Below are 22,296 nucleotides of genomic sequence, written 5' to 3'. Positions count from 1 at the left end.
GAATCTGAAACCATCCTTTTCCAGACCTCCCAGTCCATTCTCCAGATGATGATCCAAAACCAGGATTTCAGCATTATCCGATAGAAAAAACTGAATCCCTTCCAGCCGCCTGGTATCTACCATGATCAGGCGCTCGAATTTTCTTGGATTTTTACTGTCCGGAGCATACCAGTTGTAATGCTTGAGATGCAGGTTCAGAAACTGCCTCACCTTGATGCTCGCAGTATTCGGCAGGTAGAGTTCAGAATCCGGGAAAAGTTTGGATGCAGCCACCATCGATGCCAGGGCATCGAAATCTGCGTGAGGATGGGAAGCGATCAGGGTCTTCAAAGCTGGAATTCGTCCCGGATCAATCCCATGACTACCTCATCATGGTAAGCTCCCCTCAGGAAGCACTGCTGCCGCAGAACCCCTTCCTGTTTAAAGCCGGTTTTTTCATAGCAGCGGATACCGCGTTTGTTGAAATCGTAGACCTTCAGGAATATTTTATGAAGATTGAGTCCTTCAAATCCCCACTGACAGAGGATTTTCATCGCATCAGTGCCGAAACCTTTTCCCCAGTAATGTCTGTCCCCGATCATGATCCCGAGTTCGGCGTTGCGGCTGATCGGGTTGACGCCATGTAAACCGCAGTTGCCGATGTGCACGTCATTGGACTTGATCACGATCGCGAATGTGTAGGTACCTTTTTCACCATGTCTGGAAGCTTTTTCCAGCCACTCTTTTTCATAAAGTCTGGAGTATGGTGGGTGGAAGAGCACAAACTGGGCAACTTCAGGGTCATAGATCCAGTAAAAACATTTTTCCAGATCCCTGTCCGGTTCAAGTGGCCTGAGATAAACTTCTTTTCCTTGCAGCATGCCACACCTCAAATAATCAATGTCTGATTTATCAGGGTTCAAATTCAACGGTTTCTATCTTAACTTACAAACTTACAAACATACAAACTTATCAGCTTCTTTGATCCAGTATCTGTCTCACCATCGTCATGATCTGATCGTTCTGGAACGGTTTCAGGATGAAATTGACTTCAGGGATCAGGTCGTCGTTCCCGATGATCGAATTGCTGAGAAATCCAGACATGTACAGAACTTTCAGATCAGGGCACCTGGCAGAAAATTTCCGGAATAATTCCGAACCGTTCATCTGTGGCATGATCATGTCTGTGACCAGAAGTTCTATTCCCTGGTTTTCAGTAAAGATCCGCATGGCTTCAGAAGGATTTACTGCTGCGAAAACTCTATATCCAGACTCTTCCAGCAGGCTTTTAGTGAACTTGAGCACATTTTCGTCGTCATCCACCAGCAGAATGTTCTCATTACCGCGTGAAGGGGTTTCAGTTTTGACATCAGTTGAGGGAAGCGGCTCCTTTTCTCCTGATGCCGGCAGATAAAGTCTGAATGTTGTGCCTGAGTCAGGCACACTGTCCACGTAAATATCACCGCCATGCAGTCTGATTATACCGTAAACAATTGCCAGCCCCAGGCCTGTCCCTTTACCAATGTCTTTGGTAGTGAAGAAAGGTTCGAAAATATGCTGGCGGATCGAACTGTCCATTCCACACCCTGTGTCAGACACAGACAGTTTGACGTAATCGCCTTCAGGCAGACCTGATTGTGACTCCGGATCAGTAGCGCGGATTCGTACGTTGGCAGTAGAGATGACGAGTTTCCCGCCTTCATTCATGGCGTCTCTGCCGTTGATCACCAGGTTCAGGAGCACCTGTTCCATTTGACCCTGGTCGATTCTTGCGCTGGAAAGATTTTCGCAGAGTTCAAATTCCAGTACGATTTTTTCAGTCAGTGAGCGCGTGAGGATTTCCTTGAAATTCAAAATAATCCCGTTCAGATTCATGGCTTTCAGATTTGCGATCCCTTTATGGCTGAAAGTAAGGAGCTGCCTTGTCAAATCCCTCGCTTTCTGGGTTGAATTGATGATTCCTTCAATCTTCTCATGAAATGGATGGGTGGGAAGAATTGACTTGCGAATTAACTGGGCATATCCGAGAACAGGTGTGAGCAGGTTGTTGAAATCATGAGCGATACCACCTGCCAGCTGACCAACAATCTCCATTTTCTGAGCCTGCTGGAACTGTTCCTCAAGCTTTCTCTGTGCAGTGAGATCGCGGCATACACCCCTGTATCCGGTCAGACGGCCGAGCCTGTCAATTATCGGAATTCCGTTGACAACCAGGTTGAGTGTTTTCCCGTTCCGGGCGGTGGCATTGAATTCCAGGTTGACTATCGCATCCATTTTTCGGGACAACCTTGCGTATTCCTTTGACATTTTTTGGCTTTCATGTTCAGACATGAAGTCTGAAGGAAATCTTCCGTACATTTCTGCAGGTTCGTATCCTAGAATTTCTCTGAACTTACCGGCTGCAAAACAGATCCTCAGCTTATCGTCAATTTCCCAGATCAATTCCGCGGAACTGTGGGCGATATCCCTGAATTTTTTTTCACTGTCAGAGAGACGTTCCTCAATCAGTTTGCGTTCAAAAAAAGTCGGGATGCTGTATTTCCCCGTTTTCTCAAGGTATTCCGGGGCATTGGCCAGATATTTCTGAAGATGTTCTTTGATTTTTTCAGGATGCGCCATCACAAACCGGCAGGCAGAGCTGCCTGTGGCACGGCAGGAAATCTCCACTGCAGTCAGAGGAATTCCGAAACTTTCTTCACACCAGCCGGAAGAATAGCCGCAGTTCATGATGCAGACAGGGTGATCCGATTTCACACCGCTTTCCAGCCATGATTCAGCTTCGAATGAATAAGGATGTTCGTAGATAAGAAAATATTCCTTATCAGGGCTCGGCCTGCTCTCAGGCAGAATGTTCACCAGAGCCCAACCGGTGTGTGCAAAATGGAATGGACCTACTGACAGCTTGCTGATCGGATCAGTCAGATGCATTTTTGCATGGAAATCCCTCGCATCCGCCATGCCGATCATGTGCGAGAAATCAAAGAGCAGATTATTGCCGATGGCAAGGGCTTCCTCTTCACCTTTGTCTGAATATAACAGCCGGATAATGTTTAAAAAATTGATGGATAATGCGGAAGCGCGGATCAGCACATACCGCTCGTCCGCGATCCTGATCGTGCCCTTGGTAGGACTCAGGTGGAGCTGCTGGAAATATTCAGCCACGATCTTTTGGGCATGATCAAACACTCCCTTGAACTGCTCCGGTACCAGCAAAGTGGGAGCTTCCGGTTCCTGCTTGGCGAGCATGAGCTCCAGCTCACGAACCCTGTTTAAAAGGTTGCGGTTTTCAGAGATCAGAGTATTGAGTTGGTCGGACATAATTTTTCAGATTTACATTTTTTACATATTATGAACTATATACATTAAGAGGTCAAGAGAGCTGAAATTCACTAAAAATCCCTGCCGTTCTCTCCAGAACCCCCTGTACTTTGCTGATGCAGATGCCGTAATTCGTGATGGCTACATGAGCTTCCTGTGCTGTCTTGATTCTGTTCTTCATTTCATGTTCCGTGATCATGCAGCCTCCGCAGTGAATGATCAGTTTGAATCCCGAGATGTCGGGAGGGAATTCCAATCCTGAAACTGTTTCGAACTTAAGACTGACACCGGAATACTCAGTGAGCCAGCGTGGTATTTTCACACGTCCTATGTCATCCTCCTGCACATGATGGCTGCATGCTTCAGCAATCATCACCCTGTCACCGTCCTTCAGTTCGTCAATTATCCGCGCTCCTCTGATCAGGGGTCCCAATTCGCCCTTGTAACGTGCAAAAAGGATCGAAAAAGTCGTCAGTCTGACATCCGCAGGCAGTTCTTTTACAACTTTCAGCACAGCCTGAGAATCGGTCACCACAAGTGAAGGTTTACTGTTGAGACCGGACAAACATTTATGCAGATCGCGTTCCTTGGTTACGATAACTATGGCATCATTATCAAGAATATCGCGGATTACCTGAACCTGAGGCAGAATCAACCTGCCACGCGGTGCAGAAAGATCGATGGGAACCACCAGTACGACAGTCTCACCTGCCTCGACCAGGTCTCTGAGTATGCTTTTTTCTCTGACCCTGCCTGCAGTTTCTATGATTTTCAGCTTCAATTCATCAATGCCGGTGTCGGATACTGATGATACTGATACGAATTTCTCCCCGATTTTTTCCGCTGTCTCCATGCTCGGAACACCCAGATCGCTTTTATTCATCACGATCAGGTAGGAAATGCCTTCCTGCTTCAACTTCCGGCGGAGTTCTTCTTCTTCCTCCCAGCGGTCAGCCTCAGCTACGATCAGCACCAGGTCCGCGTTTTTCAATGTTTTTTCCGTCCTCGCAACTCTCAAACTGCCGATCTCTCCCTGATCGTCGATTCCAGCAGTATCGATGAAAGTTACCGGACCTAAAGGCAGAAGTTCGTAGGATTTTCGCACAGGATCCGTGGTGGTGCCTGGAATTTCCGACACTATGGCAACGCTCTGCCCTGCCAAAGCATTGATCAGAGACGATTTCCCGACATTACGCCTGCCGGCGAGAACTATGGAAAGCCTTTCTCCTCTAGGAGAAGCCATCAGAAACCCTCTTCCAGTCTCCTGGCCAGCAAGTTAGGCAGGCCGGCTGCGATGATCTTCTGCTGAGTTACCCAGATGCAATATTCCTGCTTGTGGAAAGTCACCAGTTTTTCATCCTCGTCAAATGAGATGAAGGAGAGGCGGTTATCGCCGTTACGGGGCTGGCCGATGCTGCCGGGATTGATCATGTACTTTCGGCCAGGCTTTAAAAAGAAACGTTCTTCTTCGTTCATGTAATAAGTATAAAGTACGTTTTCCTGGTCGAATTCATAGATCACCGGGATATGTGTGTGCCCGAAAAACAGGATGTCCACTTCCGCAGGCATGGACCAGTAGTTTGAAATTGCCACTTCCTCGTTGAATATGTATTCGTTGGGATCCCGGAAACTGCCATGGCAGAAAGCGACTTTCTGATTCAAGGTTCCGTTGACTGGAAGCTCAGAAAGCCACTTCTTGGAATTCTCTCCCAGTTTCTGATTGGACCAGAGCACTGCAGCCTTGGCATTGCTGTTGAAGCGAGCAAGCAGCGATTCATCGGTCAGGGCCAGGTCATGGTTGCCGCTGATTTTCCCCAGCAGACGGCCTTCAAATTCCCAGGTTCTGACGATCCCGATCACTTCCTCAGGATTGGCGTTGTAACCAATGAAATCACCAAGGATCAGGACTCTCGGAATTTTAAGGCTGCCCATATAAAGCTCAAAGCTCTGCAGGGCTTCCAGATTGGCGTGCAAATCGGAACAAACCAGGTATTTCATCCTAAAATATCAATATGCTTTGGAAAAGTAGACCCGTCTACGGCTTTCAGCCCCGCACACGGCGCATTTTCCGGTTTCTTCAACTGCGGAAAGCGGGATGCAGCGAAGTGTGGCCTTTGTCGTTTCCTTGATCTTCTCTTCGCACTCCGCAGACTGGCACCAGTGAGCAGATGCAATGCCTCCCCGTTCCAGCACCTCGACAGTGCGGTCCCATCCGTCCACTTCGTGGATGTTTTCCGAAACGAATTTCCTGGCTTTTTCGAGCAGTTCTTTCTGAATCCTGCCGAGTAATTCCTTCAGGACCACCTGAATTCCTTCCAGTTTGACTGCCTCTTTTTTTCCTTCATCCCTCCGGCAGAGCATAGCCGAGCCTGATTCCAGATCTCTTGGACCCAGTTCCAGGCGGATAGGTACACCTTTCATTTCCCAGTCGTTGAATTTGTATCCTGGAGTGACATTGTCGCGAAGATCAGCTTCTGTTCTGATGCCATGAGAATTCAGGAGCCGGCAGAGTTCGGAAACTCTGGAGCTGACTAAAGCTTTCTGTTCATCACTTTTCCAGATCGGAACTATGATCACCTGGATCGGGGCGATTTCAGGCGGCAGAATCAGACCTTTGTCGTCGCCGTGTGTCATGATTACTGCACCGATCAGTCTGGTGGATACGCCCCAGCTCGTTTGCCAGGCCTGCTGGGTTTTCCCGGCCTGATCCAGAAAATTGATGCCGAAAGCCTTGGAAAAATTCTGGCCCAGATTGTGGGATGTCCCGCCCTGAAGGCATTTCATTTCTTTGGTAAGAATTTCAATCGTATAGGTCTTATCCGCACCTGCGAACTTTTCTCTGTCGCTCTTCCTGCCTGGGATCACCGGGATCGCCAGATATTTTTCAGCGAAATCGGAATAAACCTTGATCATCTGCAATGTACGGGCCTCAGCTTCCTCATATGTGGCGTGCGCTGTGTGCCCTTCCTGCCAGAGAAATTCGCTGGTGCGCAGGAAAAGTCTGGTACGCATCTCCCAGCGTACGACATTTGCCCACTGATTGATGAGCAGAGGCAGGTCCCGGTAAGAATTTACCCATTTGGCAAACATGTAATACATGATTGTCTCTGAAGTGGGTCTTACGATCAGTTTCTCGGTCAGCTCCTCTCCCCCTGCGTAAGTGACAACCGCACATTCAGGAGAAAAACCTTCCAGATGATCCTTTTCTTTTTTGATGAAGCTTTCCGGGATGAAGATCGGAAAATAGGCGTTTCTGCACCCTGTCTCCTTGATCAGCCCGTCCAGGATCTGCTGGATGCGCTCCCAGATTCCGTAGCCGTTTGGTCTGATCACCATGCAGCCTTTCACAGGCGCATAGTCAGCCAGCTCGGCTTTCTGAATCACATCAGTATACCAGCGGGAAAAATCTTCGGATTGCTTGGTGATTCCCTTAGTCAGATTCATGTTTGTTCTCCGAATTAATAATTGTGGATGAGGATTTCCGAAAGATTAAGGCCGAAATATTTCATGTCTGCAGTGGCATTCAACCTTTGCATTGCGTACTGGGCTGAATTAGAAAGTGACTTGTCATCGCAGTTTTGCAGGAATTTCAATTTTTGGACCGCTCCGTCGCGGATCCGTTCCCCGATCAGGGCGATGGCCAGCAGAGCATTGACAACAACCCGGTTGTGCGGGTAATCCTGAAACTTGCGCAGGTATTTCAGGTCCTCTTCCTCGCCGAATTCAGCCAGGAATTCAAAAGCATTGGACTTCACGCGGGCGTCGTCGGAAGTCTGCATGCACTTGCGGACCAGGGGCAGCGCGTCGCCGAGTTTCAGTCTTCTGAAAAGACTCAGGTAAGTAGCCAGTATGAAATCGTCGGTTTCCCGTTCGGCAGCCTTGAGCATCTTGAGCTTGAGAATGTAGTCAGTGCAGACATTGATCGCCTGCAGCAGCTGGATCGTCAGAAAACGGTCTTCTGCCTTGATTGCCTTCTCGTAAAGATAAGGGGTGATCGATTCGCCATGCTTCTGAAGCTTCTTGACGATGCCCTTGTTGCGCTCCGGGTCGCCCAGGTCAAAGGAATTGATCAGTTGGTCGATTTCAAAAAACACCTTGCAGCTCCTGGTTTTTTTTTACTGGTAATTTTACTGATTTTCAACTGCAGTGTCAAAGGAACTGAAAAATTTTATATCAAACTGATAAAACTATGCTTTCATTTGTAACAACATTTTTACTGATCTTGCCCACAAAAAATTGACACTCTGTTAATGCTAAATAGAAAATGGAGGGCAAGATGGAAAAAGAAAAACGCGAGAAACGATCCTACGATCCAGAATTCAGAATCCAGGCGGTCAAGTATCTAAAAAGCTGCGGTAAGTCTGTGAAGAAGGCTGCAGAAGAACTTGGAGTAAATCCTAGGACATTGACCAACTGGTGCGAAGTGATCAGGAAAAAGGGAGAGCGTGGCCTGATGGGCGAAGAAGGGCTGACTGAGATGGAAGTAAAGACAACCTTCGTAAAAAACATCGCAGATACGGAAGTCCCAGGATTCTGATCGAGCTTCTGAAAAAAGGAGTCGAATGCAGTAAGGGCCTTGTAGCTAGGCTAATGAGAGAAAACGGACTTCGAGCCAAAGCCAGGAAGAAATTCAAGGCTACAACAGACTCCTCTCACGATTATCCGATTTCTCCAAACCTGCTGGAACGCGCTTTCACAGTTGAAAAACCCGGAGAAGTCCTTGTTTCAGACATCACTTACCTCAGAACTGAAGAAGGCTGGATGTATCTCTGCATTGTTCTGGATCTGTTCAACAGGAGAATCATTGGATGGGCTCTGGAAGAGCGCATGACCGCCAGCATCGCGGTCAAAGTGCTCCGTTTGGCCTGCAGAAATCGCAATCTTGCTCCAGGTGTGATTTTCCATTCGGATCGAGGGATTCAGTATGCCAGTCAGGAATTCAGGGAAGTTCTGAAAAAATTGGGCTTTGTCCAGAGCATGAGTCGAAAGGGTGACTGCTGAGACAATGCACCGGCAGAGTCATTCTTCCACACCTTGAAAACCGAGGAAGTGAGCGGGAGAAGTTACCGGACAAAAGAGGAATGTAGGCTGAGGATGTTCGAATACATCGAAATCTTCTATAATAGGGAAAGACTGCATTCAAGCCTTGGCTACAAAACGCCTTGTGAATTCGAACAGGCATACAGAATGAAGTTGTTGGAAAATGCAGCGTAAACGGAGGTTGTCAACATTTTGTGGGGAAGATCAATCATACCCTTATTAAGTTTTTTCATTTTTTTATCTTGGCCTATCACACTTTTCTACCGTGATTACTCTTATGGAACAGTCCAAGACATGGAATGCTATTGGCAAGCTTTAACATTAAGAGAAAGTTTTTACTTGCATGATGATTCTTTTTACGTAATTCCACCTTGGAATGGAGATGGGATAATTGATACCAATAGGTTTGCTTTAGACATGCAATTAGGCCCCTATGATGGAATACACTGCCCTAAAGGTGGCAGATATTACATAGACCCGAAAAACTTGAAGAGCAATGAAATTTTTTGTACTGTCCACGGATTGATTAAGAAAGAGAATATGGATACTGAATCTGCAAAAAGGACTTATCAAGCAAGCTCTTATCTCTGGAAAGCTCATTGCACACTGATAATTTTGTGTTTTTCATATCTCCTGTTCATGTATAGTCAGAACCTGATCTTACCCACGAAAAGGTGATACTTTGTTAATACCGATTTAATTTATTCTTCAAATGAAAAAAATAAACATGATTTTTTCACTTGATTTATTACATAACCTGTCCTAAAATTACATCATAAGAAGGAGTGAAATGAAAAATCTTTTGTTGCTTACCCTGATACTCTCAGCTAGCTTGGTGTTCGCAAACGCCAAACTCAACAAGGCTGTCATCGATACCCTGGATCCATTGATTGCAAAAGGCTTTGCTCTGGACGAAGCTGTTTTAGCGTTGAAACCCGTGGATCCGTCAGTCGAACAGGAGAAGGACAACTTCCTGGGCGATTTCTTTTCATATCTGAAAATGATGGAAATTAAATATCCAAACGCGCTCAGCGTTACGAAAAAGAAAGAATTGCTCGCGCGCCTCCTCGACATCTCGGAAACATTCAGCCAGGCAGAAAAGCTCGGGTCCCAAGCCAATGTGCAACAGACCTATAATCTTATCCGCGACAAAGTCGGATATGTCACAGACACCATCCTGATGTCAAAAGACAAATAAACAAAAAAAGTCTGCGATTCCGGAATTTTGCACCGGCTTCTGTGCGGTAAATTGCGGCAGGAGAGCGGCATAAAACACCTTTTTTCTTGCAATTTCAACCGGAATCGGATAAAATTAGAAAAAATTGAAGATCGGGGGTATTGAAATTGGGTAATTTCGACTATCTTCGTCCGCAGACTCTCTCTGAGCTAAACGGGATACTAAACAAAAATCATAAAAACGCGTACTTATACGCAGGCGGCACAGACCTGCTGGTCAAAATCCGCCATCAGACAATCAGCCCTGACCTGATCATCGATCTGAAAGGAGTCAGGGAATTCCAGGGAATTAAAAAGGATAAAGTCAGCATCACGATCGGTTCTGCTGTCACCCTTTCGGAAGTCGCCGAATCCAAGCTGCTGCAGGAACATTATCCATCCCTTTGTGAAGCCTGTTTAAATGTCGGTTCCACCCAGATCAGAAACCGCGGAACGCTCGCAGGCAATCTATGCAATGCATCCCCTGCTGCCGATACTGTTCCCCCGCTCCTGATTTTTGATGCTAAAGTTAATCTTGTAACTCCCAAGGGAAAGCGGACAGTCTCAATCCACGAATTTACAACCGGAGTTGGGAAAACCATCCTGGCAAAAAATGAAGTCCTGGCCAGCATCAGCCTTCCCTATCCGGGTGAAAAACGAACGGTTTTTTTGAAAAACTCCAGGCGCAAGGCTCTTGACCTTTCTACAGTCTGCCTTGCTGCTGGAATCTTCACCAGATCCAAAAAGAAGGAAATCCGGGTTGCAGTCGGAGCCTGTGCTCCGATCACCCAGCGAGCCAGAAAAGCTGAGGATTATCTCAACCATAATGCCATTACCAGCGAAACGATTGATCAGGCTTCCCATCTTCTGCCTTTGAAACCTATTTCAGATCTCAGAGGTTCTGCAGTTCACAGAGACCGGATCGCGCGGGTCCTTTTCCGTAAAGCACTCGCAGGATTGTCGGAGGTGAAAAAATGAAGATTTCTTTCAAAATAAACGGGGATAACGAAACCAGAGATGTCAATCCTTCCAAGACTCTGCTGCGCTTCATCCGCGAGGACCTGAACCTCACTGGCACAAAAGAAGGCTGCGGTGAGGGCGAATGTGGAGCCTGCACCGTTATTCTCAATGGAAAAGCCGTGCATTCCTGCCTGACTCTTGCAGCGGAGATCGACGGGGCCGAAGTAACTACAGTGGAAGGCCTTGTGAAAAACGGCGAACTGGACATACTGCAAAATAAATTCATGGAGCACAACGCAATTCAGTGCGGTTTCTGCACTCCAGGAATGCTGATGGCAGCAAAAGCCCTGTTGATGGTCAATCAGAGCCCGAGTGAACTCGAGATCAGGCGGGCCATGGCAGGTAACATTTGCCGCTGCACCGGTTACAAACCGATCATTGATGCCGTGAAAGATGCAGCTCGGGGGGGCAGAAAATGAAAAAAGACCATAAAATAATAGGGAAAAAAGTTTCACGTGTGGATGCCCTGGACAAAGTCACAGGCAGCGCCAAATACGTGGATGACATACAGTTTCCAGGAATGCTCCACGCCAGAATTCTCCGCAGCCCGCATCCTCATGCAGATCTCATTTCTGTCGACCTTTCAGCGGCAAAAAAGCTTCCCGGAGTCAAAGCTGCCATCTGCGGCAGGGATTTTCCTTTCAATACAGGCATCTATCATGTGGATCAGTATATGTTCGCCATGGAACGAGTGCGCTATGTGGGCGAACCGGTGGCCGCTGTATCCGCTGTAAGCCCTGAGATAGCAGAAGAAGCGCTCAAACTGATTAAGGTTAAATACAAGCCCCTGAAAGCTAATTACGATCCTGGGACAGGAATGATAAAAGGTGCGACACTGATCCACCCGAACCTCCATAAATACAAGCACGTGAGTGCAATCAATCCCACTCCTCACACCAATATCGCGAACCATTTCAAGATCAGGAAAGGTGAACCAGAAAAAGCTTTTAAGAAGGCTTCCCATGTCTTTGAGAATTACTTCAATGTCCCGCAGATTCAGCATGTTCCACTGGAAACCCACGGCGCTGTTGCAGTCACGGAGCGCAGCGGCAAAACTACAGTCTGGTCATCCTGTCAGTCGCCGTTTACGGTTCGATACCTCCTTTCTCACTGCTTCAGCAAAAAACTGACTGACTTCAGGGTGATCGCCCCATACATCGGCGGAGGCTTCGGCTGCAAAGCAGGCATCAATATCGAGCCCATCACTGTAGCGCTTTCCATGAAAACTCCAGGAAAACCGGTCAAACTGATTCTCACCCGCGAAGAAGAGATGTGCTGTATTGTTGTGCGTCAGGCCTGCCAGATCCGCATCAAATCCGGAGTCACCAAGGAGGGTCGGATCATCGCCCAGGAAAACGAATACATCTGGGACTGCGGCGCTTACGCCGGATATGGTGTCAACATTGTACGCGCCGCCGGCTATTCAGTCTGCGGAGCATATGATATCGAAAATCTGAAGGGTGATTCCATCGGTGTGTATACGAACCGCCCTGTCGGCTCAGCCTTTCGAGGTTTCGGCATGTCGGAAATCCACTGGGGAATCGAACAGCACATGGATATGATGGCACAGCAACTCGGAATTGATCCGGTTGAATTCCGCCTGAAGAATATTCTGAAGAAAGGTTCTCATACAGCCACCGGCGAGCTGATCACAGAAAATACCGGCAACATGGAGCACTGCATCGCGGAAGTGATGAAGAACATCGATTACAATAAAAAAAGAGGACCATACAGAGCTGTAGGCCTGGCGTTAGCCCAGAAAGCTCCTGCCATGCCCAACAATGCGAGTTCAGCCTCGATTGTGAAATTCAACGAATCAGGGGAAGTGGAACTGCTCTTTTCCGGCATGGAGATCGGCCAGGGAGTAATGACCGCCATGGCGATGATCGCAGCCGAAACTCTGCAGATTCCACTTGACCACGTGCATGTAGTCGGTCTGCCTGATACAGATTATTCCCCTTACGAATGGCAGACAGTAGCGAGCCGCCTGACTTATTCGTGCGGCAATGCCGTTTGCCATGCCTGCGGAGATGCGATCAGCCAGATGAAAGGGATCGCCTCTCAGGTCTTCGGTCTGCCTGTCAAAGACATCGACTACAAGGACGGTGTTTTCATCTGCAAGAAAATCAGGGTGCCTATTGATCAGATTTGCATGGGCTATCAGTTCCCGGATGGTCACACCATAGGCGGGGCAATCGTCGGGCGGGGCCATTTCACCACTTCCGACTGCATCAATTGTGACCCTGAAACCGGATACTCACCGAAACCTGTGGCAAACTGGACATTCGGCTGTCAGGCCGTCGATCTGGAAGTGAATCCCGACACAGGGGAACTGACTCTGCACAAAGTTGCCTGCACATATGATGTAGGCTGCGCCATCAACCCTTCCGGCCTGATGGGACAAGTTTACGGAGGCATTGTTCAGGGTTCAGGTGCAGGCCTGATGGAGCAACTTGTACTTGATGAGACAACCGGACGGGTCAGGAACCAGTCACTGGTCGATTACAAGGTTCCTACTATCATGGACATTCCAGCTGAGTTTCAAGCCAGTTTCGTGGAGACTGCACAAAAAGACGGAGCTTATGGCGCCAGGGGAATCGGCGAACATACCATGATCCCTACTCCTGCAGCGATCGCCAATGCTCTCTATAAGGCGACCGGCTTAAGAATCCAGGAACTCCCGATCACTGCCGAGAAAGTCCTGGACGGTCTTCTGAAGCTGCAGAAAGCAAAGGAAGTGAAGGAAGAAAAGGAAGAAAAGAAGAAGATCGTAATCGAGAGCAGGAAAAAAAGCATCAATCCGGGCAGCCAAAAAAATGTGGAAAGAGTTAAAAACAACGATAGCATTGAAACCATCAGTAAAAGTAATCGGATTGAAGACATTAAAAAAATTGTGGAACGCAACAAAAACCTGAAAAAGCGGAATACTTTGGAACAGTCACATGGTGAACGGAAAAAAAGATAAATGACAACTGAAATCCCTAGATTGAAGGTGGAGAATCATCTCCACCTGATGTTGTTTTCAGACCGCAGATATGATTGCAGGGTGATTACCCGCAGCAGTCATGCCGTTTACATTAATCTCAACGGCCGCAGCCTTTTCACACTGCTCTCGGATTCGAGCGCAGAACCTAATCCGGTTACCGCAGTCACTGGAAATGAGATTCCCCAGTTTTTTATGCAGAATGACAATTTCCGGGTTTCAGGAGGCTTCTTCTCATACAAGCAGAAGCTATTTGAATTCCAACCGGAACTGGTGATACAAAAAAAAATATCCCGGATTAAAATTCATAATATTGTCCCGACAAATCTCAGCACTATCGAACACTGGCTTAAAACACATTCTGAATATGGAATGTCTTCTTTTTTTCAGTCTGAAGTAACTGAATTCAAGAAAATCATCCATCCCCAGCTTGATCAGCTTGCTTCTGCATTCAGAAGAAGGCACTGGAACGAGTTCTTCAAAACTTTAGTTTCCCTGTCCGGATGCGGACCAGGATTGACTCCTGCCACAGACGATTTCATCTGCGGCGTTCTCTTCACAATCCATGCGCTGGAATGCACCAGCCTGCCAGCACTCAGAATCATCCGGGAAACCTGGAAGAGAACCAACAGAATCTCTTGGTACTATATTGTTTCTTCTCTTTTCGGCTACTGCTCCCCCTGGCAGCTGCGCATTCTGAACGAACTCTCATCTGTGCTTAATCAGTCCACACTGGATTCAATCGAATTCGGGCACACTTCAGGCTCTGACTTTCTGTTCGGAGTCTGGTTCATGCTCGATCTGACTCGATAACAGATCAGCAGAAGATCATTTATCATTTGTCTTTTTCCTAGTATAATGTTTAAAAATATTTCGGGATATTTATGAAAGCATTCATCCAGATCCGCAGGAATTCCTATTTCGACTCTGTCACCCTGATGCTGCTCTCGCGCAGACTCAGCGAAATTCCAGGCGTCTCCTCTGCCTCAGTTCAGATGGGAACTGATCACAATCTCGAGATCCTGAAAAAAAGCGGTTTTGAGAGCCAGGAACTTACCACAGCCGGTCCGAACGACCTGGTGATCGCCTGCAAATCGGACAACTCCATTTCAGCAGATGAGATACAGGCTGTGATTTCAGAACAATTCAATGTCAAACGCAGCCATGATTCTGAAGACCTGCAGCCTCGCTCAATTAAAACCGCGCTGCAGGAAATGCCGCTTGCCAATCTGGCGCTGATCTCGCTTCCAGGGGAATATGCCGCAGGAGAAGCCAGAAAATGCCTGGAGCTTGGTCTGCATACCATGATCTTTTCCGATAATGTTTCCGCTTCAGACGAAAAATCGCTCAAGGATTTTGCCAGAGAACGGAATCTTCTGGTAATGGGACCTGACTGCGGCACAGCCATCATCAATGGAAAACCACTGGCTTTTGCCAACAAGGTCCGCCGGGGTACGATCGGCCTTGTCGGAGCATCCGGCACAGGCATCCAGGAAGTCTCGGTCTGCATCCACAAGCTGGGATGCGGTGTTTCTCAGGCGATCGGTACCGGCGGCCGCGACCTCTCGCAGGAAATCGGCGGCATCACCATGTTGATGGGTCTGGACGCTCTGGATCGCGACCCTGAAACAAAGCTGATAATCTTGATTTCCAAGCCCCCCCACCCTTCTGTAGCAAAGAAAATCCTTTCAGCAGTAAAAAAATGCAGCAAGCCTGTTGTAGTGAACTTTCTGGGAGCTGACCCGGGACCGATAATAAAATCCGGTGGAATTCCAGCTGCTACGCTTGAACTGGCCGCAGTTTCCGCCTGTAAAAAAATCAAACCCGAGATCCAGGATCTGCATGGTCCAGCCCTTCTTTCATCAGCCATTAAAACTGAACTCCTGAAATTCAGGCCTGAACAGAAGTATTTAAGGGGTTTATACACTGGCGGCACTCTCTGCAAGGAGGCGATCATACTTCTGAGCGATCTTACGATCTGGTCCAATATACCGAAAACCGAGGAATTCAGGCTTCCTGACAGCTCAACCAGCCGTGAAAACACAATCCTCGATCTTGGAGAAGACGAATTCACCCGTGGGAAGCCTCATCCGATGATCGATCCTGCAGCAAGAACCGAACGGCTGTTAAGGGACTCCAAGGATGCCACGGTAAGAGTTTTCCTCTTTGACGTGATGCTGGGTTACGGTTCCCATCCTGACCCTGCAGGAGAACTGGTAAAAGGGATAACAGCTGCGCGGTCGGTATCTGAAAAACGGAGTCAGCATGTCTCTTTTGTGGCCTCTGTCTGCGGTGTTGAAGAAGACCCCCAGGTTTATTCTTCCCAGTTGCAGAAATTAAAAGATGCAGGTGTGATTCTGGCGCAAACCAATGCCAGAGCAGTCAACCTGGCCAGGGAGCTGATTCAATGATAAACGACCTTTTCTCGAGCGAGCTGCAAGTGATCAACATCGGATTGTCTGTCTTCTCCGACAATTTAAGAACAGAAAAAGTGAAAACAGTTCAACTGGACTGGAAACCATCTATTTTCAATAATGCCGAGATGGCCGGCCTCCTGAAACGCTATCAGAATCTGCTGTTGAAAAATCCTTGAGATCTGAATTCTAGTTTCCGCCGGATTTCCTGGCCGACTCAAGATCAGCCTTTTCCTGTCCGGTTTTTCCCATTTTCCCGTAAATCTGTGCCCTTGTCTTGAAAAACGCCGGATTCCCTGGATCTCCCGCCAGTGCCTGATTCGCGTCATTCAGGGCTTTTTCCAGTTGACCGAGTTCGCGGTATGCATCTGCCCTGACTTGAAAAACCGGCATGAAAATCTCATTTTTATCAATAAACTGCGTGGCAAGATCCACAGCCTCTTCAAATTCCTTGTTGAATAAAGATGCTGTAGACATGTAATAAAGATGCAGAAGGTTATCCGGTTCCAGTCTGCGGGCAGTGCTGAAATCCTGGAAAGCCTCTTCCCCTTTTCCTTCTTTCAATTCTGCAATGCCTCTCCATTGAAATGCATCAGAGTATTCCGGTGACAGTGAAATGGCTTTATCGAAATCAGCAATTGCTTCCACTGTATTCCTGTTTTGCAGTCTGGCCCATCCCCGCACACCGTAAGCTTCAGACAGGCCCGCGTCTTTCACAAGCGCTGAGTCAAGCTGCCTGATTCCTGAGTCTAAATCTCCTGTGTCGATCAGCCTGGTACCTTCTTCCAGCAGATCACAGATCTGGTCGTCGATGGACAGCAGCGGCTGATAGTCAAGTCCGTGTTTAGTGATCCCTTCCTCCATTTTTGCGATCAGGCGGTCAGCCCTGGTTCTGCTTTTGAAGTTGACTTCGACAGTCCGGCCAGTCAGCAGTTCGGCAATCATCTGAAAGACTGCATCGCAAATCCTGTAATCGTAATCCAGAGCAATCACTCCGGCCGAACTTTTCTGAGCCAGGAATTTAATCAGTTCAGGTACAATCTGTTTATAACCTGTTAACCTGATCGGAGCCAGAGCTTTCATGATTCTGGCATTCCGGCTGGGCAGCACAGTTTTGCCGGCAAGATATTTTGAAGCCTCAGCGATGGACTTTTCAGCGCAGTCTCTTGGATAAAGTTTTGCGAAAATCTCAGGATCAGCATAATCCCGGGCCAGATCCAGCGGGATTGTGATCCCCATTTCTGCCCCGAATTCGATCAGCCAGTGAAGATTCATGGCAAATGACTGCAGCACAGGGCAGTATCCGATCTGCATGAATCGCAAGTCTTTCTTCAATGATCCCAATTGCCGGTCGTATTCAGGCTGTTTCAAAAATGAGAAAGCCCTCAAAGTCCACTCAGGCGCTTCCCTGTCCTTGATCCGCAACAGATTTATAAGCGCGACTGAGCTGGCGATCGGATCTTTCCCGGCAGCCTGAATGCGAAGCACTTGAATCGCCTTCGGGTTTTCAATCTTCCACAGGACGAGCAGGGCAGTGATTTTTTCCGCTTCGTCACTGCTTTGGACAATTTTTTCCAGGAAATTCACAGAGGCTTCGTCTGTCTGGCCGCAGAATTCCTTGAGGCTGGGAATTTTGTCATCGAAAGAGGCATTTTCATAAGCTTTGATCAGGTGCTCTGTGCTTCTCTGCAGCACGGGGGAATCTTCGGCTGAAGCCAGAACAGCAAACAAAATCGAAGTCAGCAGCATCCAGCGCATATTTGCTCCTGCGGATATTTTGTAACATGATAAAAGAAATCCGTCTCAATTAAAAGAAGTCTACCTGTCCAAGACTATTTATCTGAGGTTCCGGTTCTGATAAAATAATCAGAACCTTTTTCGACCAAAACTGAGAGGGATCATGAACATCAAGAGCGCCAACCGCAAAGCTTTAGAGATCATTCAAAAGGCCCAGCCTACACTGATCGGGCTTGGCAAGGCCATCGACGTTATTCCTGGCATGCATAGCGACCTTTTCCTGCACGCCGGACCTCCCATTACCTGGGAACGCATGTCTGGTCCCTTACGCGGGGCTGTCATCGGCGGACTGATTTATGAGGGGAAGGCCGCCAATCCTTCTGAAGCAGCCGGCAAAGCCTCTCAGGGTGCGGTCCAGTTCGAGCCCTGCCATCACCACAATGCTGTCGGCCCGATGGCAGGACTGATCACTCCCAGCATGCCTGTTTTCATGGTGCAGAATAAGACGCACGGCAATACCGCCTTCTGTACGCTCAACGAAGGTCTGGGCAAAGTGTTGCGCTATGGTGCATACAGTCCTGAAGTGCTTGAAAAACTGAGCTGGATGGAAAGCGTCCTTTACCCCGTACTCGCTGACACATTATCAGCGTATGGAGGAGAACTGAATCTAAAGAATCTGATCGCCCAGGCTCTCATGATGGGGGACGAAGGCCATAACCGCAATAAAGCCGGGACTTCACTCTTTATCCGCGAGCTGGCTCCCTTCATGGTCAGAACCAAACATAGCCGCGAAATGGTCGCCGAAGTGCTTTCCTTCATCCACAAGAACGACCATTTCTTTCTCAACCTGACCATGCCCTCTGCCAAATGCACTGTGCAGGCTGCCGAAGGGATAGAAGGTTGCGGCATCATCACCACTATGGCCAGAAACGGCACCGATTTCGGCATCCGTGTCTCGCATATGCCCAAACGCTGGTTTACAGGCCCGGCCCAGGAAGTGCACGGCCTCTATTTCCCCGGATACAGCGCTAAAGACGCCAACCCTGATATCGGAGACTCGGTGATCACGGAGACTTCCGGCATCGGAGGATTCGCCATGGCTTCGGCTCCTGCGATCGTTCAGTTCGTGGGAGGCACACCCAGGGACGCCCAGCGCATCACGCTCGACATGTATGAGATCACTGATGCGGAAAATGAAACATACAAGATCCCTGTACTGAATTTCCGGGGCACACCAACAGGCGTCAATCTGGCCAAGGTGATCGAAACAGGAATCCTGCCTTCCATCAACACCGGAATTGCCCATAAGGAACCTGGAATCGGACAAGTCGGTGCCGGACTCGTAAATCCACCTAAAGAATGCTTCGAGAAAGCTTTCAGGGCTTTTGTGGAAGAACTGGAATCCAGCGGGGGCTGCCATGAAGCCACTTGAAAATATCCTAGTCCTTGATCTCACACGGGTACTGGCAGGGCCTTACTGCACCATGCTGCTCTCAGATCTCGGCGCCAGGGTGATTAAAGTGGAACAGCCAGGCTGCGGAGACGACTCCCGCCATTTCGGGCCATTCAAGAATGACAGAAGCGGGTATTTTCTCTCTATAAATAGAGGCAAGGAATCCATCGCAGTCAACCTGAAAAAACCCGAAGGCCAGGAAATCATCCGCAGATTCGCTAAAATCGCCGATGTGCTGGTTGAGAACTTCAGGCCGGGCGCCATGGAGAAACTTGGTCTGGGATACGTTGATTTGAAAAAACTTAATCCCGGATTAATCTATGCCGCCAGTTCCGGTTTCGGCCATACGGGACCTTGGGCAAAGAAACCTGCCTATGACATGATCGTGCAGGCCATGGGCGGAATCATGAGCATCACAGGCTGGCCTGATGGTCCTCCTACACGCGTGGGTGCCTCGATCGGTGACATCACCGCCGCTCTTTTCACAGCCATCGGCATCAACGCCGCCCTCTACCAGAGAGCTCTGACAGGAGAAGGCCAGAAGATCGACGTAGCCATGCTGGACTGTCAGCTCGCCATTCTGGAAAATGCCCTGGTGCGCTACAGCATGACGGGAACTTCCCCTGGACCCCTGGGTGCCCGACATCCAACCATCACTCCGTTCCAGGCTTTCAAGACCATGGACTCCTGGGTGATAGTCGCCATAGGCAACGACAAGCTCTGGGAGCATTTCTGCCAAAGCCTGAATCTGAACGATCTCTTATCTGATCCGCGCTTTTCAACCAACAAGGACCGCTGTGACAGGTATGAAGAGCTTGCCCCGCTTCTGGACCGTGTTTTCATCCGGAAAACTACTGCTGAATGGGAAGAAATGCTCAACAGGATCGAAATTCCCTGCACCAGGATCAATCAGATCGAGCAGGTGATGCAGAATCCTCAGCTCAAAGCCAGAAACATGTTCATGAATGTGGAAGATCCTGTGATGGGGGAACTGACCATCTCAGGCAATCCGATCAAAATGAGCAGCTTCAAGGATGAACTGGAAACACTGCCTGCTCCTGAACTGGGTGAGCACAATGAGTCAGTCTTGACTGATCTGCTTGGATATACAAAAGACGAGATTGATAATTTAAGAGAAACCGGTGTGATCTAATGCACTGTCCGCTTCTTCTTAGCCGTCTCTTCAATGGTTTCCTGTCCCAGCAGATTCTGTGGTGCTTCCTGGCCGGAAAACGCCACTACTGGCAAGCCGGGTAACGGGATTCCGGCAAGGGCCAGAGAACCGTTCATCAGGGCCCTGGCATAAGGATATAGTATCCCTGGAGCTTCCACTGCCATGGTTCTTCCAGCCGAACCCTCCACCGAAGCAGGAAGCTGGAATCCACCCCTGATCTGCAGATATCCGATGAATGCACCATCTGAGGTCCGCACATTAAGTTCCATCAGGACTTCATTTATCTTCTTTTCCTTGTCTATCTCAGTGTTTTTCACCTTCATTTCCATCGTCAGTTCATGCTTCTGAACTGTGAAAAGCCGGTCGTCAGTACGAAACTCAAGCCTGTCCACCTTATATCCCAGGAATTTCAAGGCATCCCCGTTCTGATTCATTGATCCTCCAAATGCTTCAAGTTATTCCAATATAAACCCGGAAAGTCTTTCCAGTCAAACTTGTCCCCTGAAACACATTCTGATACAATTTCCACAATTTCCTGGTCGCTGTGGAACCGCGGATCTGATTTAAAATAGTTTCAAGGAGTATCTATGAAGCTCTACGATCTCACACAGAACACCGGAGTCAACACTCCTCCCTGGCCTACCTACGAACCGCTGCAGGTTAAGTTTTTCAAACGCCTGACCTCGAATGGAGCCAACGGTCAGGTGATCACTACTTCAAACCATGTAGGCACCCATCTGGACGGCTCGCTGCATTTTGTGACTCATGGCCGCGACATCGCCTCAGTGCCGCTCGACGACCTGTTCGGCCCGGGTGTGGTCGTAGACCTGTCCGACATGGCCGAAGACTATGGATTCTATTCCAGCAGGGACATTGAGAAACGGGTGGAAGTCAAGCCGCATGACATTCTGATCATCAATACCGGCTATCATAAATATGGCTGGGACCAGCCTGAAGCAGATGAAGTGCGTTATATGTGCAAACATCCCGGCCCGAGCATTGAATTCGCCCACTGGTGCATGAAAAAAAAGATCAAGTGGATCGGAGTGGACTGCGGCTCAGCCGACCATCCTATGAACACAAAAATACGTGAGTGGCGGCCGGACCTTGCTGAAGAATGTGCAAAAAAACACGGAAAATCCCAGGACAAGCTATTTCCAAAGGATCATTACCAGCTGATGCATATAGTGCTCTTCCCCCACGACATCATTCATGCCGAAAACCTGGGCGGAGAGATCGGCAAAGTACTGAACCGCCGTCTGAACATCGGCATCTTCCCCTGGAAATTTCTGGGTGGCGAATCCGCCTTCGCCCGTGTCGTCGCTTTCGATGATGGAAGTAAAATATAACTGTGCCACATGGAAAATTTTACTCTTTTCGGATGTTCAATAAATTATAAAATATTTTTCAACATCCGTATGAATCCAACGAGGATTATTTAATGCGTAAATGCCGAGTCTGCTGCATCCAGATCTCCGCCAAGCCCCTCGCCATCAAGGATAATCTTGACAAGATGCTTTCCTGGGCCAGCCGGGCTGTAATCGAATCCAAACCTGACCTGATAGTTTTTCCAGAGTCAATCACTACCACATTTTCGCCTGGTGTTTCCCTGAATGAATTCCTGAAAGTAGTGGAGCAGATCCCTGGTCCCACTACCGGCAGGGTCGCGGATTTCTGCAGGACAAATCAGGTGGATGTCGTCTTGCCGATGTATGAGCGGCAGGGCAATCTTATCTACAACGATGCACTGTATATCGATCGTTCAGGCAAAATCATCGGTAAATACAGAAAAACCCACCTCTTCCCCACCGAGCGTCTGGAACACAAGGGCTGGTCAACACCCGGTAATGAGCTGGTGACTGTGGACATCCATTACGGAAAAGTGGGCCTGATTATCTGTTATGACGGCGACTTCCCTGAAATCTCACGGATCCTGGCCCTGCGTGGGGCCGAAATCATTGTG

22 protein-coding genes are annotated in these 22,296 nt (G+C 48.5%); 13 read left to right on the top strand and 9 right to left on the bottom strand.

Going from position 1 to position 22,296, the window contains the following annotated elements; translation table 11 throughout:
- The 7 genes from PHW04_17070 to PHW04_17040 all read right to left on the bottom strand — a co-directional run.
- A partial coding sequence (locus tag PHW04_17070) for a DHH family phosphoesterase (protein ID MDD2717603.1) occupies nt 1–330 on the bottom strand: 330 nt, incomplete at its 3' end.
- Complete coding sequence (locus tag PHW04_17065; GenBank protein ID MDD2717602.1) at nt 327–860, bottom strand: GNAT family protein; 534 nt, start codon at nt 858–860, stop codon at nt 327–329. The genes PHW04_17070 and PHW04_17065, both read right to left, overlap by 4 nt.
- A gap of 91 nt (nt 861–951) precedes the next feature.
- Nucleotides 952–3,297 (bottom strand): ATP-binding protein, encoded by a 2,346-nt coding sequence (locus tag PHW04_17060; GenBank protein MDD2717601.1) that lies wholly within the window; start codon nt 3,295–3,297, stop codon nt 952–954.
- A 52-nt stretch (nt 3,298–3,349) separates the two neighbouring features.
- Nucleotides 3,350–4,540: a [FeFe] hydrogenase H-cluster maturation GTPase HydF gene (gene hydF, locus PHW04_17055; protein MDD2717600.1), complete on the bottom strand. Its 1,191-nt coding sequence runs from the start codon at nt 4,538–4,540 to the stop codon at nt 3,350–3,352.
- Entirely contained in the window at nt 4,540–5,295 is a 756-nt protein-coding gene (locus PHW04_17050; protein ID MDD2717599.1) for a metallophosphoesterase family protein, read from the bottom strand. Before PHW04_17050 ends, hydF begins: the two co-directional genes overlap by 1 nt.
- Before the next feature lie 9 nt (nt 5,296–5,304).
- Complete coding sequence (proS, locus tag PHW04_17045) at nt 5,305–6,741, bottom strand: proline--tRNA ligase (protein MDD2717598.1); 1,437 nt, start codon at nt 6,739–6,741, stop codon at nt 5,305–5,307.
- A gap of 14 nt (nt 6,742–6,755) precedes the next feature.
- Nucleotides 6,756–7,391, bottom strand: a complete 636-nt coding sequence (locus PHW04_17040) for a hypothetical protein (GenBank protein MDD2717597.1) — start codon at nt 7,389–7,391, stop codon at nt 6,756–6,758.
- A 182-nt stretch (nt 7,392–7,573) separates the two neighbouring features.
- Between PHW04_17040 and PHW04_17035 the strand changes: the two genes are divergently transcribed.
- From PHW04_17035 to PHW04_16995, 9 genes are all read left to right on the top strand, one after another.
- On the top strand, nt 7,574–7,834 hold the full coding sequence (locus PHW04_17035) for a transposase (GenBank protein MDD2717596.1): 261 nt from the start codon (nt 7,574–7,576) through the stop codon (nt 7,832–7,834).
- A gap of 8 nt (nt 7,835–7,842) precedes the next feature.
- Nucleotides 7,843–8,298 (top strand): IS3 family transposase, encoded by a 456-nt coding sequence (locus PHW04_17030; protein MDD2717595.1) that lies wholly within the window; start codon nt 7,843–7,845, stop codon nt 8,296–8,298.
- Between the two features lie 829 nt (nt 8,299–9,127).
- Nucleotides 9,128–9,535: a hypothetical protein gene (locus PHW04_17025; GenBank protein MDD2717594.1), complete on the top strand. Its 408-nt coding sequence runs from the start codon at nt 9,128–9,130 to the stop codon at nt 9,533–9,535.
- Nucleotides 9,536–9,681: 146 nt separating this feature from the next.
- The gene (locus tag PHW04_17020; GenBank protein MDD2717593.1) at nt 9,682–10,530 is read left to right on the top strand and encodes a xanthine dehydrogenase family protein subunit M; all 849 of its coding nucleotides are present in this window, start codon (nt 9,682–9,684) and stop codon (nt 10,528–10,530) included.
- The gene (locus PHW04_17015) at nt 10,527–10,991 is read left to right on the top strand and encodes a (2Fe-2S)-binding protein (GenBank protein ID MDD2717592.1); all 465 of its coding nucleotides are present in this window, start codon (nt 10,527–10,529) and stop codon (nt 10,989–10,991) included. The genes PHW04_17020 and PHW04_17015 overlap by 4 nt, the downstream gene beginning before the upstream one ends.
- Nucleotides 10,988–13,537, top strand: a complete 2,550-nt coding sequence (locus tag PHW04_17010) for a xanthine dehydrogenase family protein molybdopterin-binding subunit (protein ID MDD2717591.1) — start codon at nt 10,988–10,990, stop codon at nt 13,535–13,537. The genes PHW04_17015 and PHW04_17010 overlap by 4 nt, the downstream gene beginning before the upstream one ends.
- The gene (locus PHW04_17005; protein MDD2717590.1) at nt 13,538–14,368 is read left to right on the top strand and encodes a DUF2877 domain-containing protein; all 831 of its coding nucleotides are present in this window, start codon (nt 13,538–13,540) and stop codon (nt 14,366–14,368) included.
- Between the two features lie 71 nt (nt 14,369–14,439).
- A complete protein-coding gene (fdrA, locus tag PHW04_17000) occupies nt 14,440–15,966 on the top strand; it encodes an acyl-CoA synthetase FdrA (GenBank protein MDD2717589.1) in 1,527 nt (508 codons plus the stop codon).
- Nucleotides 15,963–16,148, top strand: a complete 186-nt coding sequence (locus PHW04_16995; protein ID MDD2717588.1) for a fdrA domain protein — start codon at nt 15,963–15,965, stop codon at nt 16,146–16,148. The genes fdrA and PHW04_16995 overlap by 4 nt, the downstream gene beginning before the upstream one ends.
- A 10-nt stretch (nt 16,149–16,158) precedes the next feature.
- Here PHW04_16995 and PHW04_16990 read toward each other — a convergent pair whose 3' ends face one another.
- Entirely contained in the window at nt 16,159–17,727 is a 1,569-nt protein-coding gene (locus tag PHW04_16990; GenBank protein ID MDD2717587.1) for a tetratricopeptide repeat protein, read from the bottom strand.
- Between the two features lie 142 nt (nt 17,728–17,869).
- On the opposite strand from PHW04_16990, the gene PHW04_16985 reads away from it, so the two are divergent.
- Both PHW04_16985 and PHW04_16980 read left to right on the top strand, forming a co-directional pair.
- Nucleotides 17,870–19,138, top strand: a complete 1,269-nt coding sequence (locus tag PHW04_16985; GenBank protein MDD2717586.1) for a DUF1116 domain-containing protein — start codon at nt 17,870–17,872, stop codon at nt 19,136–19,138.
- On the top strand, nt 19,125–20,312 hold the full coding sequence (locus PHW04_16980) for a CaiB/BaiF CoA-transferase family protein (protein ID MDD2717585.1): 1,188 nt from the start codon (nt 19,125–19,127) through the stop codon (nt 20,310–20,312). The genes PHW04_16985 and PHW04_16980 overlap by 14 nt, the downstream gene beginning before the upstream one ends.
- On the opposite strand, the gene PHW04_16975 is transcribed toward PHW04_16980, so the two are convergent.
- Nucleotides 20,309–20,767 (bottom strand): protein-export chaperone SecB, encoded by a 459-nt coding sequence (locus tag PHW04_16975; GenBank protein ID MDD2717584.1) that lies wholly within the window; start codon nt 20,765–20,767, stop codon nt 20,309–20,311. The genes PHW04_16980 and PHW04_16975 overlap by 4 nt on opposite strands.
- A 153-nt stretch (nt 20,768–20,920) precedes the next feature.
- On the opposite strand from PHW04_16975, the gene PHW04_16970 reads away from it, so the two are divergent.
- Complete coding sequence (locus PHW04_16970; protein MDD2717583.1) at nt 20,921–21,682, top strand: cyclase family protein; 762 nt, start codon at nt 20,921–20,923, stop codon at nt 21,680–21,682.
- A 92-nt stretch (nt 21,683–21,774) separates the two neighbouring features.
- Nucleotides 21,775–22,296, top strand: a 522-nt coding sequence (locus PHW04_16965; protein MDD2717582.1) for a carbon-nitrogen hydrolase family protein, incomplete at its 3' end; no start/stop codon positions are given.

The sequence above is a fragment of the Candidatus Wallbacteria bacterium genome (assembly GCA_028687545.1).
Classification (GTDB): Bacteria; Muiribacteriota; JAQTZZ01; order JAQTZZ01; family JAQTZZ01; genus JAQTZZ01.
The sequence above is the reverse complement of the archived record's forward strand: the minus strand, read 5'-3'. Positions and strand labels throughout refer to the sequence as shown.

What these genes read in the sequence shown, in the direction of transcription:
- PHW04_17005 (MDD2717590.1), top strand. Translation starts at nt 13,538, where the DNA reads ATGACAACTGAAATCCCTAGATTGAAGGTGGAGAATCATCTCCACCTG.
- PHW04_17050 (MDD2717599.1), bottom strand. Translation starts at nt 5,295, where the DNA reads ATGAAATACCTGGTTTGTTCCGATTTGCACGCCAATCTGGAAGCCCTG.
- PHW04_17015 (MDD2717592.1), top strand. Translation starts at nt 10,527, where the DNA reads ATGAAGATTTCTTTCAAAATAAACGGGGATAACGAAACCAGAGATGTC.
- PHW04_16975 (MDD2717584.1), bottom strand. Translation starts at nt 20,767, where the DNA reads ATGAATCAGAACGGGGATGCCTTGAAATTCCTGGGATATAAGGTGGAC.
- PHW04_17025 (MDD2717594.1), top strand. Translation starts at nt 9,128, where the DNA reads ATGAAAAATCTTTTGTTGCTTACCCTGATACTCTCAGCTAGCTTGGTG.
- PHW04_16995 (MDD2717588.1), top strand. Translation starts at nt 15,963, where the DNA reads ATGATAAACGACCTTTTCTCGAGCGAGCTGCAAGTGATCAACATCGGA.
- proS (MDD2717598.1), bottom strand. Translation starts at nt 6,741, where the DNA reads ATGAATCTGACTAAGGGAATCACCAAGCAATCCGAAGATTTTTCCCGC.
- PHW04_17010 (MDD2717591.1), top strand. Translation starts at nt 10,988, where the DNA reads ATGAAAAAAGACCATAAAATAATAGGGAAAAAAGTTTCACGTGTGGAT.
- fdrA (MDD2717589.1), top strand. Translation starts at nt 14,440, where the DNA reads ATGAAAGCATTCATCCAGATCCGCAGGAATTCCTATTTCGACTCTGTC.
- PHW04_17060 (MDD2717601.1), bottom strand. Translation starts at nt 3,297, where the DNA reads ATGTCCGACCAACTCAATACTCTGATCTCTGAAAACCGCAACCTTTTA.
- PHW04_17065 (MDD2717602.1), bottom strand. Translation starts at nt 860, where the DNA reads ATGCTGCAAGGAAAAGAAGTTTATCTCAGGCCACTTGAACCGGACAGG.
- PHW04_16980 (MDD2717585.1), top strand. Translation starts at nt 19,125, where the DNA reads ATGAAGCCACTTGAAAATATCCTAGTCCTTGATCTCACACGGGTACTG.
- PHW04_16985 (MDD2717586.1), top strand. Translation starts at nt 17,870, where the DNA reads ATGAACATCAAGAGCGCCAACCGCAAAGCTTTAGAGATCATTCAAAAG.
- PHW04_16990 (MDD2717587.1), bottom strand. Translation starts at nt 17,727, where the DNA reads ATGCGCTGGATGCTGCTGACTTCGATTTTGTTTGCTGTTCTGGCTTCA.
- hydF (MDD2717600.1), bottom strand. Translation starts at nt 4,540, where the DNA reads ATGGCTTCTCCTAGAGGAGAAAGGCTTTCCATAGTTCTCGCCGGCAGG.
- PHW04_16970 (MDD2717583.1), top strand. Translation starts at nt 20,921, where the DNA reads ATGAAGCTCTACGATCTCACACAGAACACCGGAGTCAACACTCCTCCC.
- PHW04_17035 (MDD2717596.1), top strand. Translation starts at nt 7,574, where the DNA reads ATGGAAAAAGAAAAACGCGAGAAACGATCCTACGATCCAGAATTCAGA.